This is a genomic window from uncultured Streptococcus sp. (genome assembly GCF_963521865.1).
Lineage (GTDB): Bacteria > Bacillota > Bacilli > Lactobacillales > Streptococcaceae > Streptococcus.
Genome location: NZ_CAUQWY010000002.1, coordinates 128,056 through 145,175, shown reverse-complemented (window position 1 = coordinate 145,175; position 17,120 = coordinate 128,056). Strand labels below are relative to the sequence as shown.

The 17,120-nt window shown below is 39.5% G+C and carries 14 protein-coding genes and 1 pseudogene; 5 read left to right on the top strand and 10 right to left on the bottom strand.

From position 1 onward, the window contains the following. Positions 1–56: 56 nt before the first annotated feature. Positions 57–365 (top strand): annotated as a pseudogene (locus RWO85_RS01525) (transposase); the annotation flags it as partial. A gap of 346 nt (positions 366–711) precedes the next feature. Here the strand turns inward: RWO85_RS01525 and RWO85_RS01520 are convergent. From RWO85_RS01520 to RWO85_RS01510, 3 genes are all read right to left on the bottom strand, one after another. Further along, entirely contained in the window at positions 712–1,569 is an 858-nt protein-coding gene (locus RWO85_RS01520) for a bifunctional methylenetetrahydrofolate dehydrogenase/methenyltetrahydrofolate cyclohydrolase (RefSeq protein ID WP_314413542.1), read from the bottom strand. Positions 1,570–1,747: 178 nt separating this feature from the next. Further along, positions 1,748–2,482 carry an amino acid ABC transporter ATP-binding protein gene (locus RWO85_RS01515; RefSeq protein ID WP_314413541.1) on the bottom strand — a complete coding sequence of 245 codons (735 nt, stop codon included), beginning with the start codon at positions 2,480–2,482 and terminating at the stop codon, positions 1,748–1,750. Then, positions 2,482–3,165: an amino acid ABC transporter permease gene (locus tag RWO85_RS01510; RefSeq protein WP_314413538.1), complete on the bottom strand. Its 684-nt coding sequence runs from the start codon at positions 3,163–3,165 to the stop codon at positions 2,482–2,484. Before RWO85_RS01510 ends, RWO85_RS01515 begins: the two co-directional genes overlap by 1 nt. Positions 3,166–3,355: 190 nt before the next feature. On the opposite strand from RWO85_RS01510, the gene RWO85_RS01505 reads away from it, so the two are divergent. From RWO85_RS01505 to RWO85_RS01490, 4 genes are all read left to right on the top strand, one after another. Next, positions 3,356–3,586, top strand: a complete 231-nt coding sequence (locus RWO85_RS01505; protein WP_000443570.1) for a DUF1797 family protein — start codon at positions 3,356–3,358, stop codon at positions 3,584–3,586. A gap of 227 nt (positions 3,587–3,813) precedes the next feature. Next, entirely contained in the window at positions 3,814–6,072 is a 2,259-nt protein-coding gene (locus RWO85_RS01500) for an ATP-dependent Clp protease ATP-binding subunit (protein ID WP_314413537.1), read from the top strand. Positions 6,073–6,201: 129 nt separating this feature from the next. Continuing rightward, entirely contained in the window at positions 6,202–6,654 is a 453-nt protein-coding gene (locus RWO85_RS01495) for an NUDIX hydrolase (RefSeq protein ID WP_314413536.1), read from the top strand. Between the two features lie 58 nt (positions 6,655–6,712). Further along, positions 6,713–7,012, top strand: a complete 300-nt coding sequence (locus RWO85_RS01490) for a DUF1827 family protein (protein WP_314413534.1) — start codon at positions 6,713–6,715, stop codon at positions 7,010–7,012. A 172-nt stretch (positions 7,013–7,184) separates the two neighbouring features. Here RWO85_RS01490 and ezrA read toward each other — a convergent pair whose 3' ends face one another. From ezrA to RWO85_RS01455, 7 genes are all read right to left on the bottom strand, one after another. Next, on the bottom strand, positions 7,185–8,912 hold the full coding sequence (gene ezrA, locus RWO85_RS01485) for a septation ring formation regulator EzrA (protein ID WP_314413533.1): 1,728 nt from the start codon (positions 8,910–8,912) through the stop codon (positions 7,185–7,187). 81 nt (positions 8,913–8,993) lie between these two features. After that, positions 8,994–10,940 carry a DNA topoisomerase (ATP-hydrolyzing) subunit B gene (gene gyrB, locus RWO85_RS01480; protein ID WP_314413531.1) on the bottom strand — a complete coding sequence of 649 codons (1,947 nt, stop codon included), beginning with the start codon at positions 10,938–10,940 and terminating at the stop codon, positions 8,994–8,996. A 14-nt stretch (positions 10,941–10,954) separates the two neighbouring features. Next, complete coding sequence (locus RWO85_RS01475; protein ID WP_314413530.1) at positions 10,955–11,518, bottom strand: HAD family hydrolase; 564 nt, start codon at positions 11,516–11,518, stop codon at positions 10,955–10,957. An 84-nt stretch (positions 11,519–11,602) separates the two neighbouring features. Next, positions 11,603–12,157 carry a DJ-1 family glyoxalase III gene (locus RWO85_RS01470; protein ID WP_314413529.1) on the bottom strand — a complete coding sequence of 185 codons (555 nt, stop codon included), beginning with the start codon at positions 12,155–12,157 and terminating at the stop codon, positions 11,603–11,605. Between the two features lie 10 nt (positions 12,158–12,167). Beyond that, entirely contained in the window at positions 12,168–13,391 is a 1,224-nt protein-coding gene (locus RWO85_RS01465) for an FtsW/RodA/SpoVE family cell cycle protein (RefSeq protein WP_314413527.1), read from the bottom strand. A gap of 36 nt (positions 13,392–13,427) precedes the next feature. Next, positions 13,428–15,878, bottom strand: coding sequence for a bifunctional DnaQ family exonuclease/ATP-dependent helicase (locus RWO85_RS01460; protein WP_314413525.1), 2,451 nt, complete (start codon positions 15,876–15,878; stop codon positions 13,428–13,430). A gap of 198 nt (positions 15,879–16,076) precedes the next feature. Continuing rightward, positions 16,077–17,006, bottom strand: a complete 930-nt coding sequence (locus RWO85_RS01455; protein WP_314413522.1) for a peptidase U32 family protein — start codon at positions 17,004–17,006, stop codon at positions 16,077–16,079. Between the last annotated feature and the right edge of the window lie 114 nt (positions 17,007–17,120).

Here is a 17,120-nt window from a genome sequence, read left to right as displayed (position 1 = left end):
TTGATTCATAATTCATAGTTTTATTGTATCATATTTTTGTTTCGCAGGAAGTCTAGTGGATGAACGCCTTTTTAGAAGAGCTTTCACAAGTTTATCCAGATGATTATCTTTTACTTGTCATAGACAATGCTATATGGCATAAATCAAGTACCTTAAAGATTCCGACTAATATTGGCTTTACCTTTATTCCTCCATACACACCAGAGATGAACCCCATTGAATAAGTGTGGAAAGAGATTCGTAAACGTGGATTTAAGAATAAAGCCTTTCGAACTTTGGAAGATGCCATACAAGGACTGGAGAAGGAAATGATAAAGTCCATCGTTAATCGGCGATGGACTAGAATACTTTTTGAAAACAGATGAGTATAAGTTAGAACAAGGAAAACATTACAATGTAACCATCATTTACCTTGCAAAAAAACTTATCAGAATGCTGTTTTATCTTCTCAAAAACGAGCTACCCTTTGACGAACAAAAAGTGATGTAACTTCTGAATTTGACACAGGATTACCTTTGAAAAAATGGATTTTTTCAAGGGATTTTTGACGTGCTCTAAAATCAGCAAATTTGGAACAAGAAATATTTTAGATAAAACTATTGACTTTTCTTATAGTTTGTCTTTTTTAATCATATATCTAAAATTTAATACTCATTTCTGCCGTTTTAGATATAGCTATTGAAAATACACTCTCTTCAGCGAATGTTTCTTTTATTTTCTATCCAATGTCCTGACTGCTGCCTGATAGGTTTGCTCCATCAGCATGGTAATGGTCATAGGACCGACACCTCCAGGAACTGGCGTAATATGGCTAGCAAGTGGGGCAACTGCCTCATAATCCACATCCCCACAGAGCTTGCCATTTTCATCACGATTCATCCCAACGTCAATGACTACCGCACCTGGTTTGACAAAGTCAGCAGTCACAAACTTGGCACGACCGATTGCTACCACCAGAATATCCGCTTTAGCAGCAACCTTAGCGAGATTATGGGTGCGTGAGTGAGTCAAGGTCACTGTTGCATTCTTGGCCAACAGAAGCTGAGCCATGGGTTTTCCAACAATGTTTGAACGACCGATGACGACCGCATTTTTACCTTCTAGTTCAATCCCATATTCATGAAACATTTCCATAATTCCTGCAGGTGTTGATGGAATCATAACTGGATGTCCAGACCAAAGGCGTCCCATATTTAGAGGATGGAAACCATCCACATCCTTTTCTGGGTCAATAGCCAATAAAACCGCCTCTTCATCAATGTGTTTTGGTAAGGGCAACTGGACCAAAATCCCATGCCAAACTGAGTCTTGATTGTATTTAGCAATCAGGTCTAACAATTCCTCTTGAGTAATGGTCTCTGGAACTCGCACTACTTCGCTACGAAAACCAGCCGCAAGAGCTGACCTTTCCTTGTTGCGAACGTAGACTTGGCTGGCTGGATTGTCCCCAACCAAAATCACTGCCAAACCAGGCACTAGACCTGTTTCTTCCTTTAATTTTGCAGTCTTTTCAGCCAGCTGTCCCTGCAATTTGGCCGCTAGAGCCTTCCCATCAATAATCTGTGTCATATCACTTCTCTTTTCTTACAAATATCTTTAATTATACCAAAAAATACAATGTAGCTCTAACACTTCTTGACTAGGTCATCCTATAGCTTCAAACTATAAGAAAAAGCCCTGGTTGAGCTTTTCACTATTCTTCTCTTGAAAGTTTAAAGTTGACTACAAATAGCTAAACAAAGCTAACTTATAAAATCTTACTCAAGAAGTCTTTAGTCCGTTGTTCTTGGGTTTGTTCAAAAATCTGCTCAGGTGTCCCATCTTCAACAACCACACCGTCTGCCATAAAGATGACACGATCTGCAACCTCACGGGCAAATCCCATTTCATGAGTTACAATAACCATAGTCATCCCTGACTTGGCAAGGTCTTGCATAACAGCCAACACCTCACCTACCATTTCAGGATCCAGGGCTGAAGTTGGTTCGTCAAAGAGCAAAACATCAGGTTCCATGGCCAACCCACGCGCGATGGCAATTCGTTGTTGCTGGCCACCTGACAAACTCTGTGGATAAGCAGTTGCCTTATCTGGCAAACCAACTTTTTCCAAAAGTTCCTGAGCTCTCTTCTCTGCAACTTCCTTACTTTCACCTTTTGTCTTGATAGGAGACAAGGTAATATTTTCCATCACAGTCATATTAGGAAAGAGATTAAATTGTTGGAAAACCATGCCCATCTTCTCACGCATAGCAAACAGGTCATTCTTCTTATCCGTAATATCGACTCCCTCAAAGATAACCTTCCCCTTGGTCGCTTCTTCTAACAAATTCATAGAGCGAAGCAAGGTAGATTTTCCACTCCCCGAAGGACCGATGATAACAACAACTTCTCCACGTTTAATCTCAAGGTTGATGCCCTTCAATACTTCATTCTTTCCAAAAGATTTATGTAAATTTTCGATTTTTATCAAGGTTTCTGTCATTATTTCTTATCTCCTTGTCCCATACGTTTTTCAAAAGCTTTCAAGGCTACTGTCAAAATAGAGGTCATAATCAAGTAATAAAAGGCTGCAAATAAAAGTGGTGTTAAAGGTAGATAGGTTGTTGTGGAAACTGTTGTAGCCCCGTTCCACAACTCCATGACACCGATAGCTGATAAGAGGGAACTATCCTTAATAATAGTGATAAATTCGTTCCCCAAGGCTGGCAAGATATTTTTGATAGCTTGTGGTAAAATCACATAGCGCATCGCATTTTTAGGACGAATTCCTAAAGAATAGGCCGCCTCTAACTGCCCCTTAGGAACCGCATTAATCCCAGCCCGAACAGTCTCAGAAACATAAGCACCACTGTTCATAGAAATAATCAAAATTCCTGGAATCAGACGAGAAAGGTCAACACCCAAAATCCCAACCTGAATAGTCGGAGCATTGATATGCATAAGAGCAAAGGCAATCATAATCTGAACCATCATCGGTGTCCCACGGAAAATCCAAACGTATAAGTTGGCAAGCCAAACAAGCGGTTTAAACTTTGAACGTTGCCCAAAAGCCAATATAACACCCAAAATAGTCCCAAAAAAGACAACACCGATAGAAATAAGAACCGTCACGACAGCCCCATAGTTAAAATAAGGTAAATACTTTGGTAAAAAAGAAAAATTCATAGTCACACTGCTTTCTAAAATAGAATACTGTATGATTATAACATTAATTGAATTAAAATTCAAATCTTTTATCTAATTTATTCAAAAAAACTTTAAGCTGGTAGAATTAGCGAGAAATCTTAGTTTTTTCTAGTCAAGTTGACCTCCTTTATGGTAAAATAGTAACGATAAGAAATGAAGGAGAATCAAAATGGAATCACATTTGGTTAGAATTATCAACCGCCTTGAAGCAATGGCAAAAGACGGCGGAAATTTAAAACGTAATTTTGAACGCGAAGGAGTTGTTGTTGCAGAAGTTGCATACAGCCACGACGAAGAAAACGGCTCAATCTTTACCCTTCGTGATGTAGAAGCTCGCGAAACTTATACGTTTGATAGCATTGACTTGATTGCAATGGAGATTTACGAACTTCTCTACTAATCTAAAACAAGCTGGGATTGTCCCTGCATGTCTAACCAAAATCCTTTTTGTCTCACAAATAGGATTTTTTTAGTCCAAATTCACAAAAATTTTCATTGTAACAACTTCTCAAAGCTGCAATCTTTTTACTTGCTTTACACTCCAATCCTGTTATAATGAGAGTATAGAAATTTGACTATTTTTGACCTTTAAACAGGTCAGGCTAAAGAAAGAAATGAGGTAGATGTATGCTTTGTCAAAACTGTAAAATCAACGACTCAACAATTCATCTTTATACCAATCTCAATGGAAAGCAAAAACAAATTGACCTCTGTCAAAACTGCTATAAGATTATCAAGACAGATCCTAACAATAGCCTCTTTAAAGGTATGACTGATCTGAACAATCGTGACTTCGATCCCTTTGGTGATTTCTTCAATGACCTAAACAATTTTAGACCTTCCAGCAATACTCCTCCGACTCCCCCAACCCAATCAGGTGGAGGTTACGGTGGAAATGGCGGTTATGGTTCCCAAAATCGTGGACCTGCTCAAACTCCTCCACCAAGCCAAGAAAAAGGCCTGCTGGAAGAATTTGGTATCAACGTAACTGAAATTGCTCGTCGTGGAGATATTGACCCCGTTATTGGGCGCGACGATGAGATTATCCGTGTCATCGAAATTCTCAATCGCAGAACCAAGAATAATCCTGTTCTTATCGGTGAACCAGGTGTCGGAAAAACGGCCGTTGTCGAAGGTCTAGCTCAGAAAATCGTTGATGGCGATGTTCCACATAAACTCCAAGGTAAACAAGTCATCCGTCTGGATGTGGTTAGCTTGGTTCAAGGAACGGGTATCCGTGGACAATTTGAAGAACGCATGCAAAAACTCATGGAAGAAATTCGCAAACGTGAGGACATCATCCTCTTTATCGATGAAATCCATGAAATTGTCGGTGCTGGTTCTGCAGGCGATGGCAATATGGATGCAGGAAATATCCTCAAACCCGCCCTTGCTCGTGGGGAACTGCAACTAGTCGGTGCTACTACCCTCAATGAATACCGTATCATTGAAAAGGATGCTGCCCTAGAGCGTCGTATGCAGCCTGTCAAGGTCGATGAACCAACCGTGGAAGAAACAATCACTATCCTCAAAGGCATTCAAAAGAAATACGAAGACTACCACCACGTTCAGTATACCGATGCTGCAATTGAAGCAGCTGCAACTCTTTCCAATCGTTACATCCAAGATCGCTTCTTACCTGACAAGGCCATTGACCTCCTAGATGAAGCTGGTTCTAAGATGAACTTGACCTTGAATTTTGTCGATCCTAAAGTCATTGATCAGCGCTTGATTGAGGCTGAAAATCTTAAATCTCAAGCTACACGAGAAGAAGACTTTGAGAAGGCCGCCTACTTCCGCGACCAGATTGCCAAGTATAAGGAAATGCAAAAGAAAAAGGTCACAGACCAGGATACTCCTATCATCAGTGAGAAAACCATTGAGCACATTATCGAGCAGAAAACCAATATCCCTGTTGGCGATTTGAAAGAAAAAGAACAATCTCAACTCATCCATCTAGCTGAAGACCTCAAGTCTCATGTTATTGGACAGGACGATGCTGTCGATAAGATTGCAAAAGCTATTCGCCGTAATCGTGTCGGTCTCGGTACGCCTAACCGCCCAATCGGAAGCTTCCTCTTTGTCGGACCAACTGGTGTCGGTAAGACAGAACTTTCCAAACAACTGGCTATCGAACTCTTTGGTTCTGCTGACAGCATGATTCGCTTCGATATGAGTGAATACATGGAAAAACACAGTGTTGCGAAATTAGTTGGTGCCCCTCCAGGTTATGTTGGCTACGATGAGGCTGGGCAATTAACTGAAAAAGTTCGCCGCAATCCATATTCTCTTATTCTCTTGGATGAAGTAGAGAAGGCCCATCCAGATGTTATGCACATGTTCCTTCAGGTCTTGGACGATGGTCGTTTGACAGATGGGCAAGGACGTACCGTTAGTTTCAAGGATGCCATCATCATCATGACTTCAAATGCAGGTACAGGTAAGGCCGAAGCCAGCGTTGGATTTGGTGCTGCTAGAGAAGGACGAACCAACTCTGTTCTCGGTGAACTCGGCAACTTCTTTAGCCCAGAGTTTATGAACCGTTTTGATGGTATTATCGAATTTAAGGCTCTCAGCAAGGATAACCTTCTTCAGATTGTCGAGCTCATGCTAGCAGATGTTAACAAACGTCTTTCTAGCAACAACATTCATTTAGATGTAACAGAGAAAGTCAAGGAAAAATTGGTTGACCTCGGTTATGATCCAAAAATGGGGGCACGCCCACTTCGTCGTACTATTCAAGACTATATTGAAGACGCAATCACTGACTACTACCTTGAAAATCCAAGCGAAAAAGACCTAAAGGCAGTTATGACCAGCAAGGGCAACATTCAAATTAAGTCTGCCAAAAAAGCTGAAGTAAAAACTTCTGAAAAAGAAGTATAAATCTTATAGAAAAGGAGTAGAAAATGAAAATTTTCTGCTCCTTTTTACAAAAGTAACTATAAGTTCTTGACAGCTCGGCCTTTGTCCATTAAGATAATAATAAAGACAATAGATAATGAGGAAAATACAATGGCAAACCCAACTTTCGGAGAAAAAAAAGCGAATACAGACTATGTTACTCGTTATGGAGTTTATGCAGTTATTCCTGATCCTGAAAAAAAACAAATAGTTTTAGTTCAAGCACCTAATGGCGCTTGGTTCTTACCAGGTGGCGAAATTGAAGCAGGTGAAAATCATCAAGAAGCCCTAAAGCGTGAATTGATTGAAGAGCTTGGCTTTACAGCTGAAATTGGTACTTATTACGGACAAGCTGACGAATATTTCTATTCTCGTCATCGTGACACCTACTACTACAATCCGGCCTACCTCTATGAAGCAACTTCCTTCAAAGAAGTGCAAAAGCCACTAGAAGACTTTAATCATATTGCCTGGTTCCCTATTGACGAGGCTATTGAAAATCTCAAACGTGGTAGCCATAAATGGGCTATCGAATCTTGGAAAAAACAGCATAAAATTGGCTAAATCAAGCTACTTTATTCAAAAAGTGCTATAATAGAATTAGAAAATCGGAGGAAATGTTATGAAGCTTATCAATACGACAAACTCACACTCGCAACTTGTTAAAAGCCAGCTAGAAAGTACAGATGCAACCCTTGTTGAGGTTTATTCTGCAGGGAATACAGATGTTATTTTTACCCAAGCTCCGCTTCACTATGAAATCCTCATTTCAAACAAACACCGTGCTATTCGCGAAACTGAAATCGAAGCTATTCAAGATTTTTTCTTGAAACGTAAAATTGATAAGGACTCTATTGATGAGGGCAATATCAAAACACTCTACTCAGAAAAATTAATTGGGATTTCGATTCCAACCAAATAAAATTTTGGAGAGATTAGAAAGCTATTGAACCTAATAAGCCAAACATAGGTTCTGACTTGCTTTTTAAATCGTCTCCAATTTTTTATCTTGAAATCCTATCCTACAAGTTTTTTATAGGTAATTAATAAATAAAAAGATTTGCTTCTCACAGAATCAAATCTTTTTTACTATCTTAGAAACGAATTGTCTCACGTGTCTTTTCATATGAAGTAACGAAACGATTGGTTACACCAGGCTCTGCGACTTCCAAAGCTTGCGAAATCTTATCAAATGAAGCATGGTAATCAAATTCTTTTTCAAAGATTTCTAATGATTCATTAAAGGCTTCTTGAATTCGTTCATCAAATGAGCGGTAACGGTTCGAATACTGTAGTAATTGTTCAGTCAAAGTTGAATATTTAACAATATCATAAGTTTCATCTTCAAGTGCTTCCATATCATTTGTTGTAATCTCAAGCATACGATTTACAACTTCGATATTGACCTGAGCTTCTTCTAGTTCAGCCATTAACTCTTCTGTATGGTTACTTGCTGTAAAGAACAACTGCAAGAAATTCTGAGGAATACCTGGAAGATTGCGTTTTTCCATATATCTCTTAATTGTATGAAGACGATTAACATAAACATTTGCTTTCTGGCGAGCATTGATATCATCTTTTTCAATCTGAGCAAGACGTTGACTAAGTTCAACTTGCTCATCCTCAATTTCTTTCAAAGTTGCTTGTAAGTTTTCAAAACGTTCTTCAAGTAATGAATATGGCTCAGAATATTCCTCTTGTTCAGAAGTTAATGCTAATACAGATTCTTCCAAAGAGTCTAATTCAGCTTGCAATCTATGCACATGACTAACATCTATTTCAGAAAGTAGATAATTCTGACTTAATCGTTGAATATCATCCACTAAAACAGTATTACTATCTTTCATATGTTGAAGATAAGTAGGAAGTGTTGCTACTAAACCTTCTACCACTTTCTGTGCAGCAATTTCTCGTGTAAAAATATCATAAAGTGCATTAATCTCTTCTTGGATTTGAGTATTTTCGTACTCTGCATTATCCAATTCTAATTGCGCAATATTCTCATGATTTTTCTTGAGAGCTTCATAAAGCAGTTGGAAACGCGCTTCAATATCCGTTTCAGCAAAATGATAATTAGCATCTAAAAGTTTACGATAGCCATCCTCTAAATCTTCTAGCTGATCAGGTAGCTCTTTAGATAATGTTGTTACGACTGCTGGTATACGATCAACAATATGGGTCAAAGCCAAAATATGATTTTCAGCATTATCCAGAATCACAGCAGCTTCTACTGGGTCACCAGACGAATTTAAAGTTACAAACTGAGAAAACTCTGATTGGATATTTTCCAATTGTTTTTCAATTTCAGATAACCCTTGTCCATATTCTTCAGAATGATCAGCAACTCGATGTTGTAACTCTTCAAACAAGTCCAAGGTATGCAGAACACGTCCACTATTTTTAGACTCTTGTTTCTCCAAATCTGCCAAGGCATTGCGAATTGATGCAATATCTTCTTCAATCAAGGTAATTTGGCTCTCGATTTGATCAATTTGATGACTAGCTTTGAAAAAATGGAATGAGTTGTTATAACCTTCTGCCTCAAAAAGATTATTTTCAATATCGGCAAAAGAATTAAGAGATAAATCAACCCATTTTTGATTCCATTCACGGAAAGTCACCTGACTTTGTCCAATCAAGTGCATATTTTTTACAGCTTCAACTTCATCATTAACTGGAAGATTGTACAGTTCTTCTTTTTTCTCTTCTAAAATTGCTAGTTTACTTTCATTGCGTTTTCGTACATAGATTGCGATAGCATAAGCAATGACCAATAAAACTGCAACTGCAATTATCAAATAAATTACTAGGCTAGCAGACATATTAAACTCCTTTTTTACTTGAAACAATCGTAATGATTATATCATATTTTTTAGACCAAGGGAACTACTTCTCCCTATTTTTTAGACATCAAGTGTACTATAGACAGCATTTTCTTCGATAAACTCACGACGAGGTTCTACTCGATCCCCCATCAACATATCAAAGATTTTATCTGCCTCTGCAGCATCATCCACAGATACTCTAGCCATTAAGCGGTGTTCAGGATCCATGGTTGTTTCCCACAATTGGTGGTCATCCATTTCACCAAGACCTTTATAACGCTGAATAGTTGGTTTGGTACGTCCCTCACTATAGCGGACTAAGGCTTCTTGGAGTTTGATTTCTTGATCTGCACCCGGCTGGATATATTCTTTAATCTCACTTCCAACCTTGACACCATAGATTGGTGGTTGGGCAATATAAACATAACCAGCTTCTAGGATTGGTTTCATATAACGATAAATCAAGGTCAAAAGAAGGGTACGAATGTGGGCTCCATCGACATCGGCATCGGTCATCAAAACGAGTTTCTGGTAACGGGCTTTCGAAACATCAAATTCTGCCCCAAATCCTGTTCCCATCGCTGTGAAAAGACTACGAATTTCTTCATTAGCAAGAATCTTATCCATACTAGCTTTTTCAACGTTCAAAATCTTACCGCGAATTGGAAGGATAGCCTGAAATTCACGGTTTCGACCAGATTTGGCTGATCCACCAGCTGAGTCTCCTTCGACGATGAAGAGTTCTGTTTCAGCAGGATTGTTAGAAGAACAGTCTGCTAGTTTCCCTGGAAGGTTGGAAATTTCCAAACCAGATTTTTTACGAGTGACTTCACGCGCACGCTTGGCAGCCACACGAGCCTTAGCAGCTAAAATACCTTTTTCCACGATACGTTTAGCAATCTGTGGATTTTCCATGAGGAAATCAGAGAAGGCATCACTGAAGAGACGATTGGTAATCTTGACTACTTCGCTGTTTCCCAGTTTGGTCTTGGTTTGTCCTTCAAACTGTGGATTTGGGTGTTTAACTGAAATAACTGCAGTTAATCCTTCGCGGACATCTTCCCCTGTTAAGTTGTCTTCATTGTCTTTCAGTAACTTATTCTTACGAGCATAATCGTTGATGACACGTGTCAAGGCTGTACGGAAACCTTGTTCATGCGTTCCACCTTCATGGGTATGAATATTGTTGGCGAAACTCATGACATTTTCATGATAACCCGTTGTGTACTGCATGGCTACTTCAACTGTGATATCATCCATCTCACCGTCTGTGTAGATTGGTGTATCAAAGATCACATCCTTGTTCTCGTTGATATATTCAACGTAACTAGCAATCCCACCTTCATAATGGTAATGCTTGGTTTGTTCCAAACCTTCACGCTTATCTGTGATAGAGATTCGAAGACCACGATTTAGAAAGGCCAATTCTTGAATACGCTTATTTAATTTATCAAAATCAAAGGTTGTTGTTTCAGTGAAGATTTCTGGGTCTGGTGTGAAGTGAACTGTTGTTCCCGTTTTATCCGTATCTCCAACCACCTCAAGGTCTGCGACAACATGACCACGACGGTATTCTTGGTAATGAATCTTACCGTTTTTGTGGACATGAACATCTAACTGAGTGGAAAGAGCATTAACTACTGAAGACCCCACTCCGTGAAGACCACCTGAAACCTTGTAGCCACCACCGCCAAACTTTCCTCCAGCGTGAAGGACAGTAAAGACAGTCTCAACGGCTGGTCGACCTGTTTTTTCCTGAATATCGACTGGGATCCCACGCCCATCATCGACAACAGTAATCGAATCATCTGGCTCAATAAAAACTTGAATATGGCTGGCAAATCCTGCCAAGGCCTCGTCAATTGAGTTATCAACGATTTCCCAGACTAGATGGTGAAGACCTTCTTTTGAGGTTGACCCGATATACATCCCTGGACGCATACGAACAGCCTCTAAGCCCTCTAAAACTTGAATTTGACTGGCATCATAATCTTGTGCCTGCAGATTTTTGATTTCTTCTGTCATCTTATTCCTTTTTCTTACATGTCTAATACTTGTCTTAAATTCACGATACTGGTAAACAAGTGGGTATCGAATCCTGCAGCTTGACCTGCTTCGATATCAATCGGCCGATCACCAATGACAAGGCCAGAGCTAATCTGATACTTTTCTCTTAAATAAATCATGGACTCAGGATCTGGTTTTCTCTTAAAGCCTGAGTTAGAAGTCACCACTTCTGTAAAATAAGCTGCTATAGAGGTTTTTTCTAAAATTTCTAAGACCTGATTATTTCGGTGAGAGACCAAAAAATGACGCCCACCTTGACTTGAAATATCTGCCAATAAGTCCGAAACTCCACCAAATAAAGTCGGGTGTTCTAGCTCTCTGGCTTCATTTTCCTTGTACTTTTCTAAAAAATGCTCTAAGTTGGGAGCGAATGTCTCAATCGCAAAATCAGTAGAAACCTTTAAAGCCTTATAGACACTGTCGTGGTCTTGTATGATACCATACAGTGCCAATGTTTCAACAAATGCAGCTGTTGAAGTTTCGTAATTATCCAGTAAAGTTCCACCTAAATCCCAGATGTAATCGTGATATTTCATACCCTTCATTATAGCATTTTTTTATGAAAAAAGCGATGATTTCCTAGATTTTTCCACATAAAAAACGAGAGAACAACTCCCGTTTTACTGATTTTTACCAAAGACATCTCGATAGAGCATTCCTGTTCGTAAACCCTCTGCGTCTCCTCCAAGTTGCTCCACCAGCTCATAGGCAAAGGCAAGGGCTGTTGAAGGACCTCGACTAGTTGTTAATTGACCATCTACCACCACTGTTTCCTTGACGTAGTGACCATCAAGGATTTGCTCTTGAACGCCGTCATAACAAGTGTATTCCTTGTTTTTCAATAGCCCTGCTTGATTGAGCGCAATTGGCGCCGCACAAATGGCTGCTAATTTTTTTCCGTCTTGTTCGAAGCTTTGCAATTCTTGAATTAGGGCCTGATTATCGCGCAAATGTGCAGAACCAGGCATCCCGCCAGGAAGAACAATCATGTCATAGTCTGATAAATCACCATCAAAAACACGATCTGCACTTACTTGGATTGCATGCGAACCTGTTACTTGCTCCTCAAATCCAACCATATCACAAGTGATATCTGCTCGACGCAAGACATCTACAACTGTCAAAGCTTCAATTTCTTCAAAGCCCTGAGCTAACATAACTGCTACTTTAACCATGATTTCCTCCTTATTTGATTCGTTTTAATACAACCTTTTTCCGTTTGAATGGGACTTTTCCGCTCTTTTCTTCAGCTAGATTGGTCTGGTAACTCATCGATAAAAGCAAGCCAACACCGATCAAATTACTGATAATAGCCGATCCTCCTTGAGAAATAAAAGGCAAGGGAATTCCAGTCAAAGGAAGCAAGCCCGTCACAGCACCGATATTCTCAAAGATGTGGAAGAGCAACATCATAATCAAACCTGTGGAAATATAGGTGTAGAACTGGTTATTTGATTTAAGAGTAATCTTCAACATACGGTAAATCAGCATGAGATAAAGGGCGATAACAAGGACAGAGCCAATAAATCCAAAATCTTCTGCAATGACCGTGAAAATCATATCCGACTCTCGAACTGGAATAAGCAGATTAGAAGCATTAAAACCTTGACCAAATAAGCCACCGCTTCCAATGGCAATCTGTCCTTGAGCCTGCTGATAGGTCGTTGTTTGAGCAAAATCAAAAGGATTGAGCCAAGCCAAGATACGATTGATTTGGTAGGTCGGCATTCCCAGTTGATGGAGAAAAGCCCTTCCGTCCTTGCTGATAAAAATAGCTAAGAAACCAGCAATTCCTGTTACAGCAGTCACAAATACTGGGATAATAATTTTCCAAGAAACTCCTGATAGCAAGGCGATTCCTGAGAAAATGGCTACAAAAACCAAAGCCGTCCCCAAGTCACTTTGAAGTGCCAAAAGAACTAGGACTGGAATGGTAAAGAGAATCATCCAAAAAATTAACAAAAAGTCCAGCGGAACTGTACGTCTCCATTCCTTATGTTTTTTGGTAAACTGGACAATGACACGGGCCAACATGAGGATATAGGATATCTTCATAAATTCTGACGGCTGGAATAAAGTAATACCATTTATCGATACCCAGTTTTTGGCACCCGTTGATGCCACTAAGCTTGGATTATAAAAAACAATCGGCAAGACCATAAGTCCCAAGCCTAAAATATATAGAAAAGGAGTCACTTTCCAAAGAAATTCTGTATTAAAGAGCATGACCACAAAACCAATCACAAGCCCCAAGACAATCCAGGCAACCTGCTGCCCTAAAATGGGCAGAATATTATTTGGATAATCATGACTAACGGCTATATAAATAGCCACCACGCCGATAACCAGTAAAAAAAACACTGGCAAGAGCAAACTATAATCGACTCTAGAGTCGAGAGAACGTTTCATATATACTAACCTTATACTTTCATACAATACTATTTATCAAAGTTCATTTAAAAATTTATCAACAGCCTCATTAACTGCAGATTGAGCGATTGTTGTAACGCTCGCTTCTTTTGCTAGAGATGCTACTATCTGTTTGCCATATCGCTTTCCGACAATTCTCCTATCCAAAACAAGGGTTAAGGAACGCTGGTGTTCACGTCTCATACTTCTTCCCAAAGCCTGTTTTAAACGAATAATGGCCATTGGCAACTGATAATCATAAAAGGCATTTTTCCCTTCTTGATTCAGTTCTTGATTAATCTTTTTCGTCAAGGGCTCTTGAGGATTTTGGAAAGGAAGTCTTGGTACAACTTGAATCACAAAAGGATGGCTTGAAAAATCAACTCCTTCCCAGAAACTTGCGGCACCAAGCAGGATTTGTTGTTCACCTTTTTCAAAGCGTTTCTTAAGCTGATGAACATCGCCATTTTTATACTGGGCCAAGTGATTTACAGGAAGCATATCTGAAACTGACAGAAGCATGTCTTTAGCAGTAAAAAGAGCCAAAATCGGTTGTTGGAAAGCTTGAACTCCCATCAGTAAATCAGCTACCTCCTTGGCATATACTTCTAAGGAAGTTTCTGTTACTAGAGGAAAATCTTTGACCAAGACCACTTCTTGATCCTGTTTTTTACCAGCTTCAATCTTGACAAATTTAGCTTCAGGATAGCCTAAAAGATCTGCCAAAGAAACTCTCTGACTAATCTCAAGAGTGGCCGACACTCCCAAGACTTGACATGAATCAGGCACTAAGGAAGATAGAAGAATACGGCCTGATTTCGTAGAAGAAATCTGAATTTTCTTCTGACTCGTTTCAGTTGCTTCAAGCCAGTAATCACCCTCAGCCGTAAAATAGCGAACCAGTTCCTCAAATCCCTCTACTTCTAATTCTGAAAAATACTGGCGGAGATTGGCAAAAGAATCCAAGATATTTTTCCGAGATTTTCCAGACTGAAATTGTTCTATCAAGTAGAGACACTCAAAGCGAATACTTTCTAGTATTCGTTGTTGAACCCTGTTTTCTTCTCCTAATAAAGCCTTATCAAGCAAATCGATAATAGACTGGATATCGTAGGTCTCTTGAAGCAGATTTTCTAGGGCTAACAAAACTTTTTGAACTTCATCAATAATCAATAAACGGTCGCTGACAAATTCAGGATTATCTTCAAGTCTGGTTACAAGATAGGCATGATTGGTCACTAAAAGCTTGCAGGTTTGTGCCCTTTCTTGACTACGTTTCCAAAAATCTTCCATCACAAATAAGCTTTGAGATGATAAATTCCCGTCATGACGAAGATCTGTCAGAAAATGTTGATAACGGTAGAGTTGCCCGATTTCATCCAAATCTCCTGTCTCTGTCTCAGTCAACCAGACCAAGAGTTGCATTTTAAAGCGTCTAAATAAGCGATTTTCATCATTTTCCTGCAAGGAACGATAAAAGGCATCCAACTTCAAATAATTTTGAGGCCCCTTTAAACTATGAATATCTATATGGAACACTTCCTTAAGACGTGTTCCTTCTTCTTCCATGATCTGATTTTGAAGAATCTTTGTCGGAACACTAAGAACAATTTGACGCCCTTTTACTTGAGATAAAGCAGGTAAGAGATAGCCATAGGTTTTTCCAATCCCTGTCGGCGCTTGAATCAATGAGACAGGCTCATCTTTCAATAGCAAGCCAACCTCTTTAGCAAAACTTTCTTGCTTCTCCCTCATTTCAAGGTTCAATAGAGAAATATTTTTAGAAAAATCCTGAGATAATTTTCGCGGCTTCAGGGGGACTGCAGTCTTCTTGAAATATAGTCCTTGAATTTGGACCAAGTCTGGAGAACTCAGGATAGATTGACTGCGATAAATTTCTTCAATAACCAGGTAGGACTCATATAAGAGAGCGTCAGCCATCTCCAGCAAGCGTTCCAAAAGACCTTTAGGAAGCTGAACCATCTTTTTCCGTAGAAATAAGAGTAATTCTGCTGTAGCTTGAGCATCTGAAAGGGCTGTATGGGCGTGTTTTAGAGAAATTCCTAATTCTCGACACAAAATAGGCAAACTATATTTTTCCAGTTCAGGGAAAAAGACCTGAGCCAATTCGACCGTGTCAACACGAGGATTTCTTAGTTCATAGCCTTCAAAAAATAAATTTTCCGCCAAGAGATTGGCATCAAACTGAACATTATGGGCCACAAAAATCCCATCCTCCACCAAGTCAAAGATTTTTCTAGCAACTTGCGAAAAATCAGGTGCTTGCGCCAGACGTTGATCTGTCAATCCTGTCAGTTCTTTGATATGAACATCCAAGGGTTCATGCGGATTGACATCCGTCGTATAGTGATCGACGATTTTTCCGTCCTCAATCACGACAATTCCCACTTGAATAATTTTAGCCTTACTACCTGTGCTAGTTGCCTCTAAATCAACCACAACATAGCGATTACCAATCGTTTCCATTATAAAAAATTATACCAAAAAAAGGGCCATTTGGCACCTGCAAACATGGGATAATTTTCAAACTCAAGAAGGGCACTTTACTTAAAAGTCTCAGTAAACAGAGCGTCCTAGCCTACTGATTTTTTGAAAATATTGGAGAATAAGAAAAATTGAGAGAAGAAATCTTTGCATCTTCCTTCTCTCAACGAATCATTTACTTTATTTAACCATGTCAGGATCGTAGTCATAAAATCCTGTATCAAGGAAACGGTTTTTAGGATGTAACTTGCGTACTTCCTCATCCAGCAAGAAAGCTTGGTCATGGCTAAAGTTTCCCTCTTGGATCAAGCTACGCGCTTGGATAAAGAGTTTTGCAATCTCAACAAAGTTCTGACCAGGAGTGTAGAGCCCTTCTAGCTTCCAGTGAGTGAAACCATGCTCCACCAATTCTGTCAATTTGGTCATCAAATCAAGGTCGTTATTGGCAAAGATATGGGTCCCATGATTGTCTTCAAAAATGGAATAATGGCTCTCAGGATCACTTGGCTCAGCCAAGAAAAGGTCACGCTTACGCGTCTTTTCATCATCTATATGCGTAAAGTTATAGTAGTTTTGCAAGAGCGGGCGTTTAGAATGGTGGATGACGCTAGCTCCGTAAACCAAAACTTCAGCAGGAATTTCCAAAATCTCTGGCATTTTGAAGAGTTCAGCTGATGGAATTTCACGCGCCAAAACAGCCTCAGATGCGCCAGCTTTTTGTCCCCAGAAGTTTATCTGACGACTGCTAGTTACCATAGTCGAAGCATCGTAGATTGTTCTAAATGAATAACCATCGCGATTGACTACGTAAAAGACACCTGCATCCCCAATCGTGATGTAGTCTGTCTTGATTTCTTCCAAAAAGTCTAAGAAAGGCTTGATACGGTCCATCATGTCTTGGTGCATGAGGGCATTAACTGCAACAATCAATTCCTTACCCGCATCATGAACCAGCTTAGAGATTTCACGCAATTGGTCATGACTAAAGGTTGTTGGCAGACGAAGGCCAAAATCTTTCTCACCGACATAGATACGGTCTACGTCAGCTTCGAGCAGTTGTTTAACTTGTTCAATACTTTCAGCAGTTGCTGTAATGATAATCTTTTCCATAAGGAAAATTATACCACATTTCTCAAAAATCAGCCATTCTTTAAAAATGAAAAGGGACTTTATTCTTTTTGTAACCTTTCTGTAATAATTCTCTGCTGAAAAAATGATAAAATA

What these genes read in the sequence shown, in the direction of transcription:
- RWO85_RS01510 (WP_314413538.1), bottom strand. Translation starts at nt 3,165, where the DNA reads ATGAATTTTTCTTTTTTACCAAAGTATTTACCTTATTTTAACTATGGG.
- RWO85_RS01470 (WP_314413529.1), bottom strand. Translation starts at nt 12,157, where the DNA reads ATGGTTAAAGTAGCAGTTATGTTAGCTCAGGGCTTTGAAGAAATTGAA.
- RWO85_RS01490 (WP_314413534.1), top strand. Translation starts at nt 6,713, where the DNA reads ATGAAGCTTATCAATACGACAAACTCACACTCGCAACTTGTTAAAAGC.
- RWO85_RS01500 (WP_314413537.1), top strand. Translation starts at nt 3,814, where the DNA reads ATGCTTTGTCAAAACTGTAAAATCAACGACTCAACAATTCATCTTTAT.
- RWO85_RS01460 (WP_314413525.1), bottom strand. Translation starts at nt 15,878, where the DNA reads ATGGAAACGATTGGTAATCGCTATGTTGTGGTTGATTTAGAGGCAACT.
- RWO85_RS01475 (WP_314413530.1), bottom strand. Translation starts at nt 11,518, where the DNA reads ATGAAATATCACGATTACATCTGGGATTTAGGTGGAACTTTACTGGAT.
- ezrA (WP_314413533.1), bottom strand. Translation starts at nt 8,912, where the DNA reads ATGTCTGCTAGCCTAGTAATTTATTTGATAATTGCAGTTGCAGTTTTA.
- RWO85_RS01505 (WP_000443570.1), top strand. Translation starts at nt 3,356, where the DNA reads ATGGAATCACATTTGGTTAGAATTATCAACCGCCTTGAAGCAATGGCA.
- RWO85_RS01520 (WP_314413542.1), bottom strand. Translation starts at nt 1,569, where the DNA reads ATGACACAGATTATTGATGGGAAGGCTCTAGCGGCCAAATTGCAGGGA.
- RWO85_RS01465 (WP_314413527.1), bottom strand. Translation starts at nt 13,391, where the DNA reads ATGAAACGTTCTCTCGACTCTAGAGTCGATTATAGTTTGCTCTTGCCA.
- RWO85_RS01495 (WP_314413536.1), top strand. Translation starts at nt 6,202, where the DNA reads ATGGCAAACCCAACTTTCGGAGAAAAAAAAGCGAATACAGACTATGTT.
- gyrB (WP_314413531.1), bottom strand. Translation starts at nt 10,940, where the DNA reads ATGACAGAAGAAATCAAAAATCTGCAGGCACAAGATTATGATGCCAGT.
- RWO85_RS01455 (WP_314413522.1), bottom strand. Translation starts at nt 17,006, where the DNA reads ATGGAAAAGATTATCATTACAGCAACTGCTGAAAGTATTGAACAAGTT.
- RWO85_RS01515 (WP_314413541.1), bottom strand. Translation starts at nt 2,482, where the DNA reads ATGACAGAAACCTTGATAAAAATCGAAAATTTACATAAATCTTTTGGA.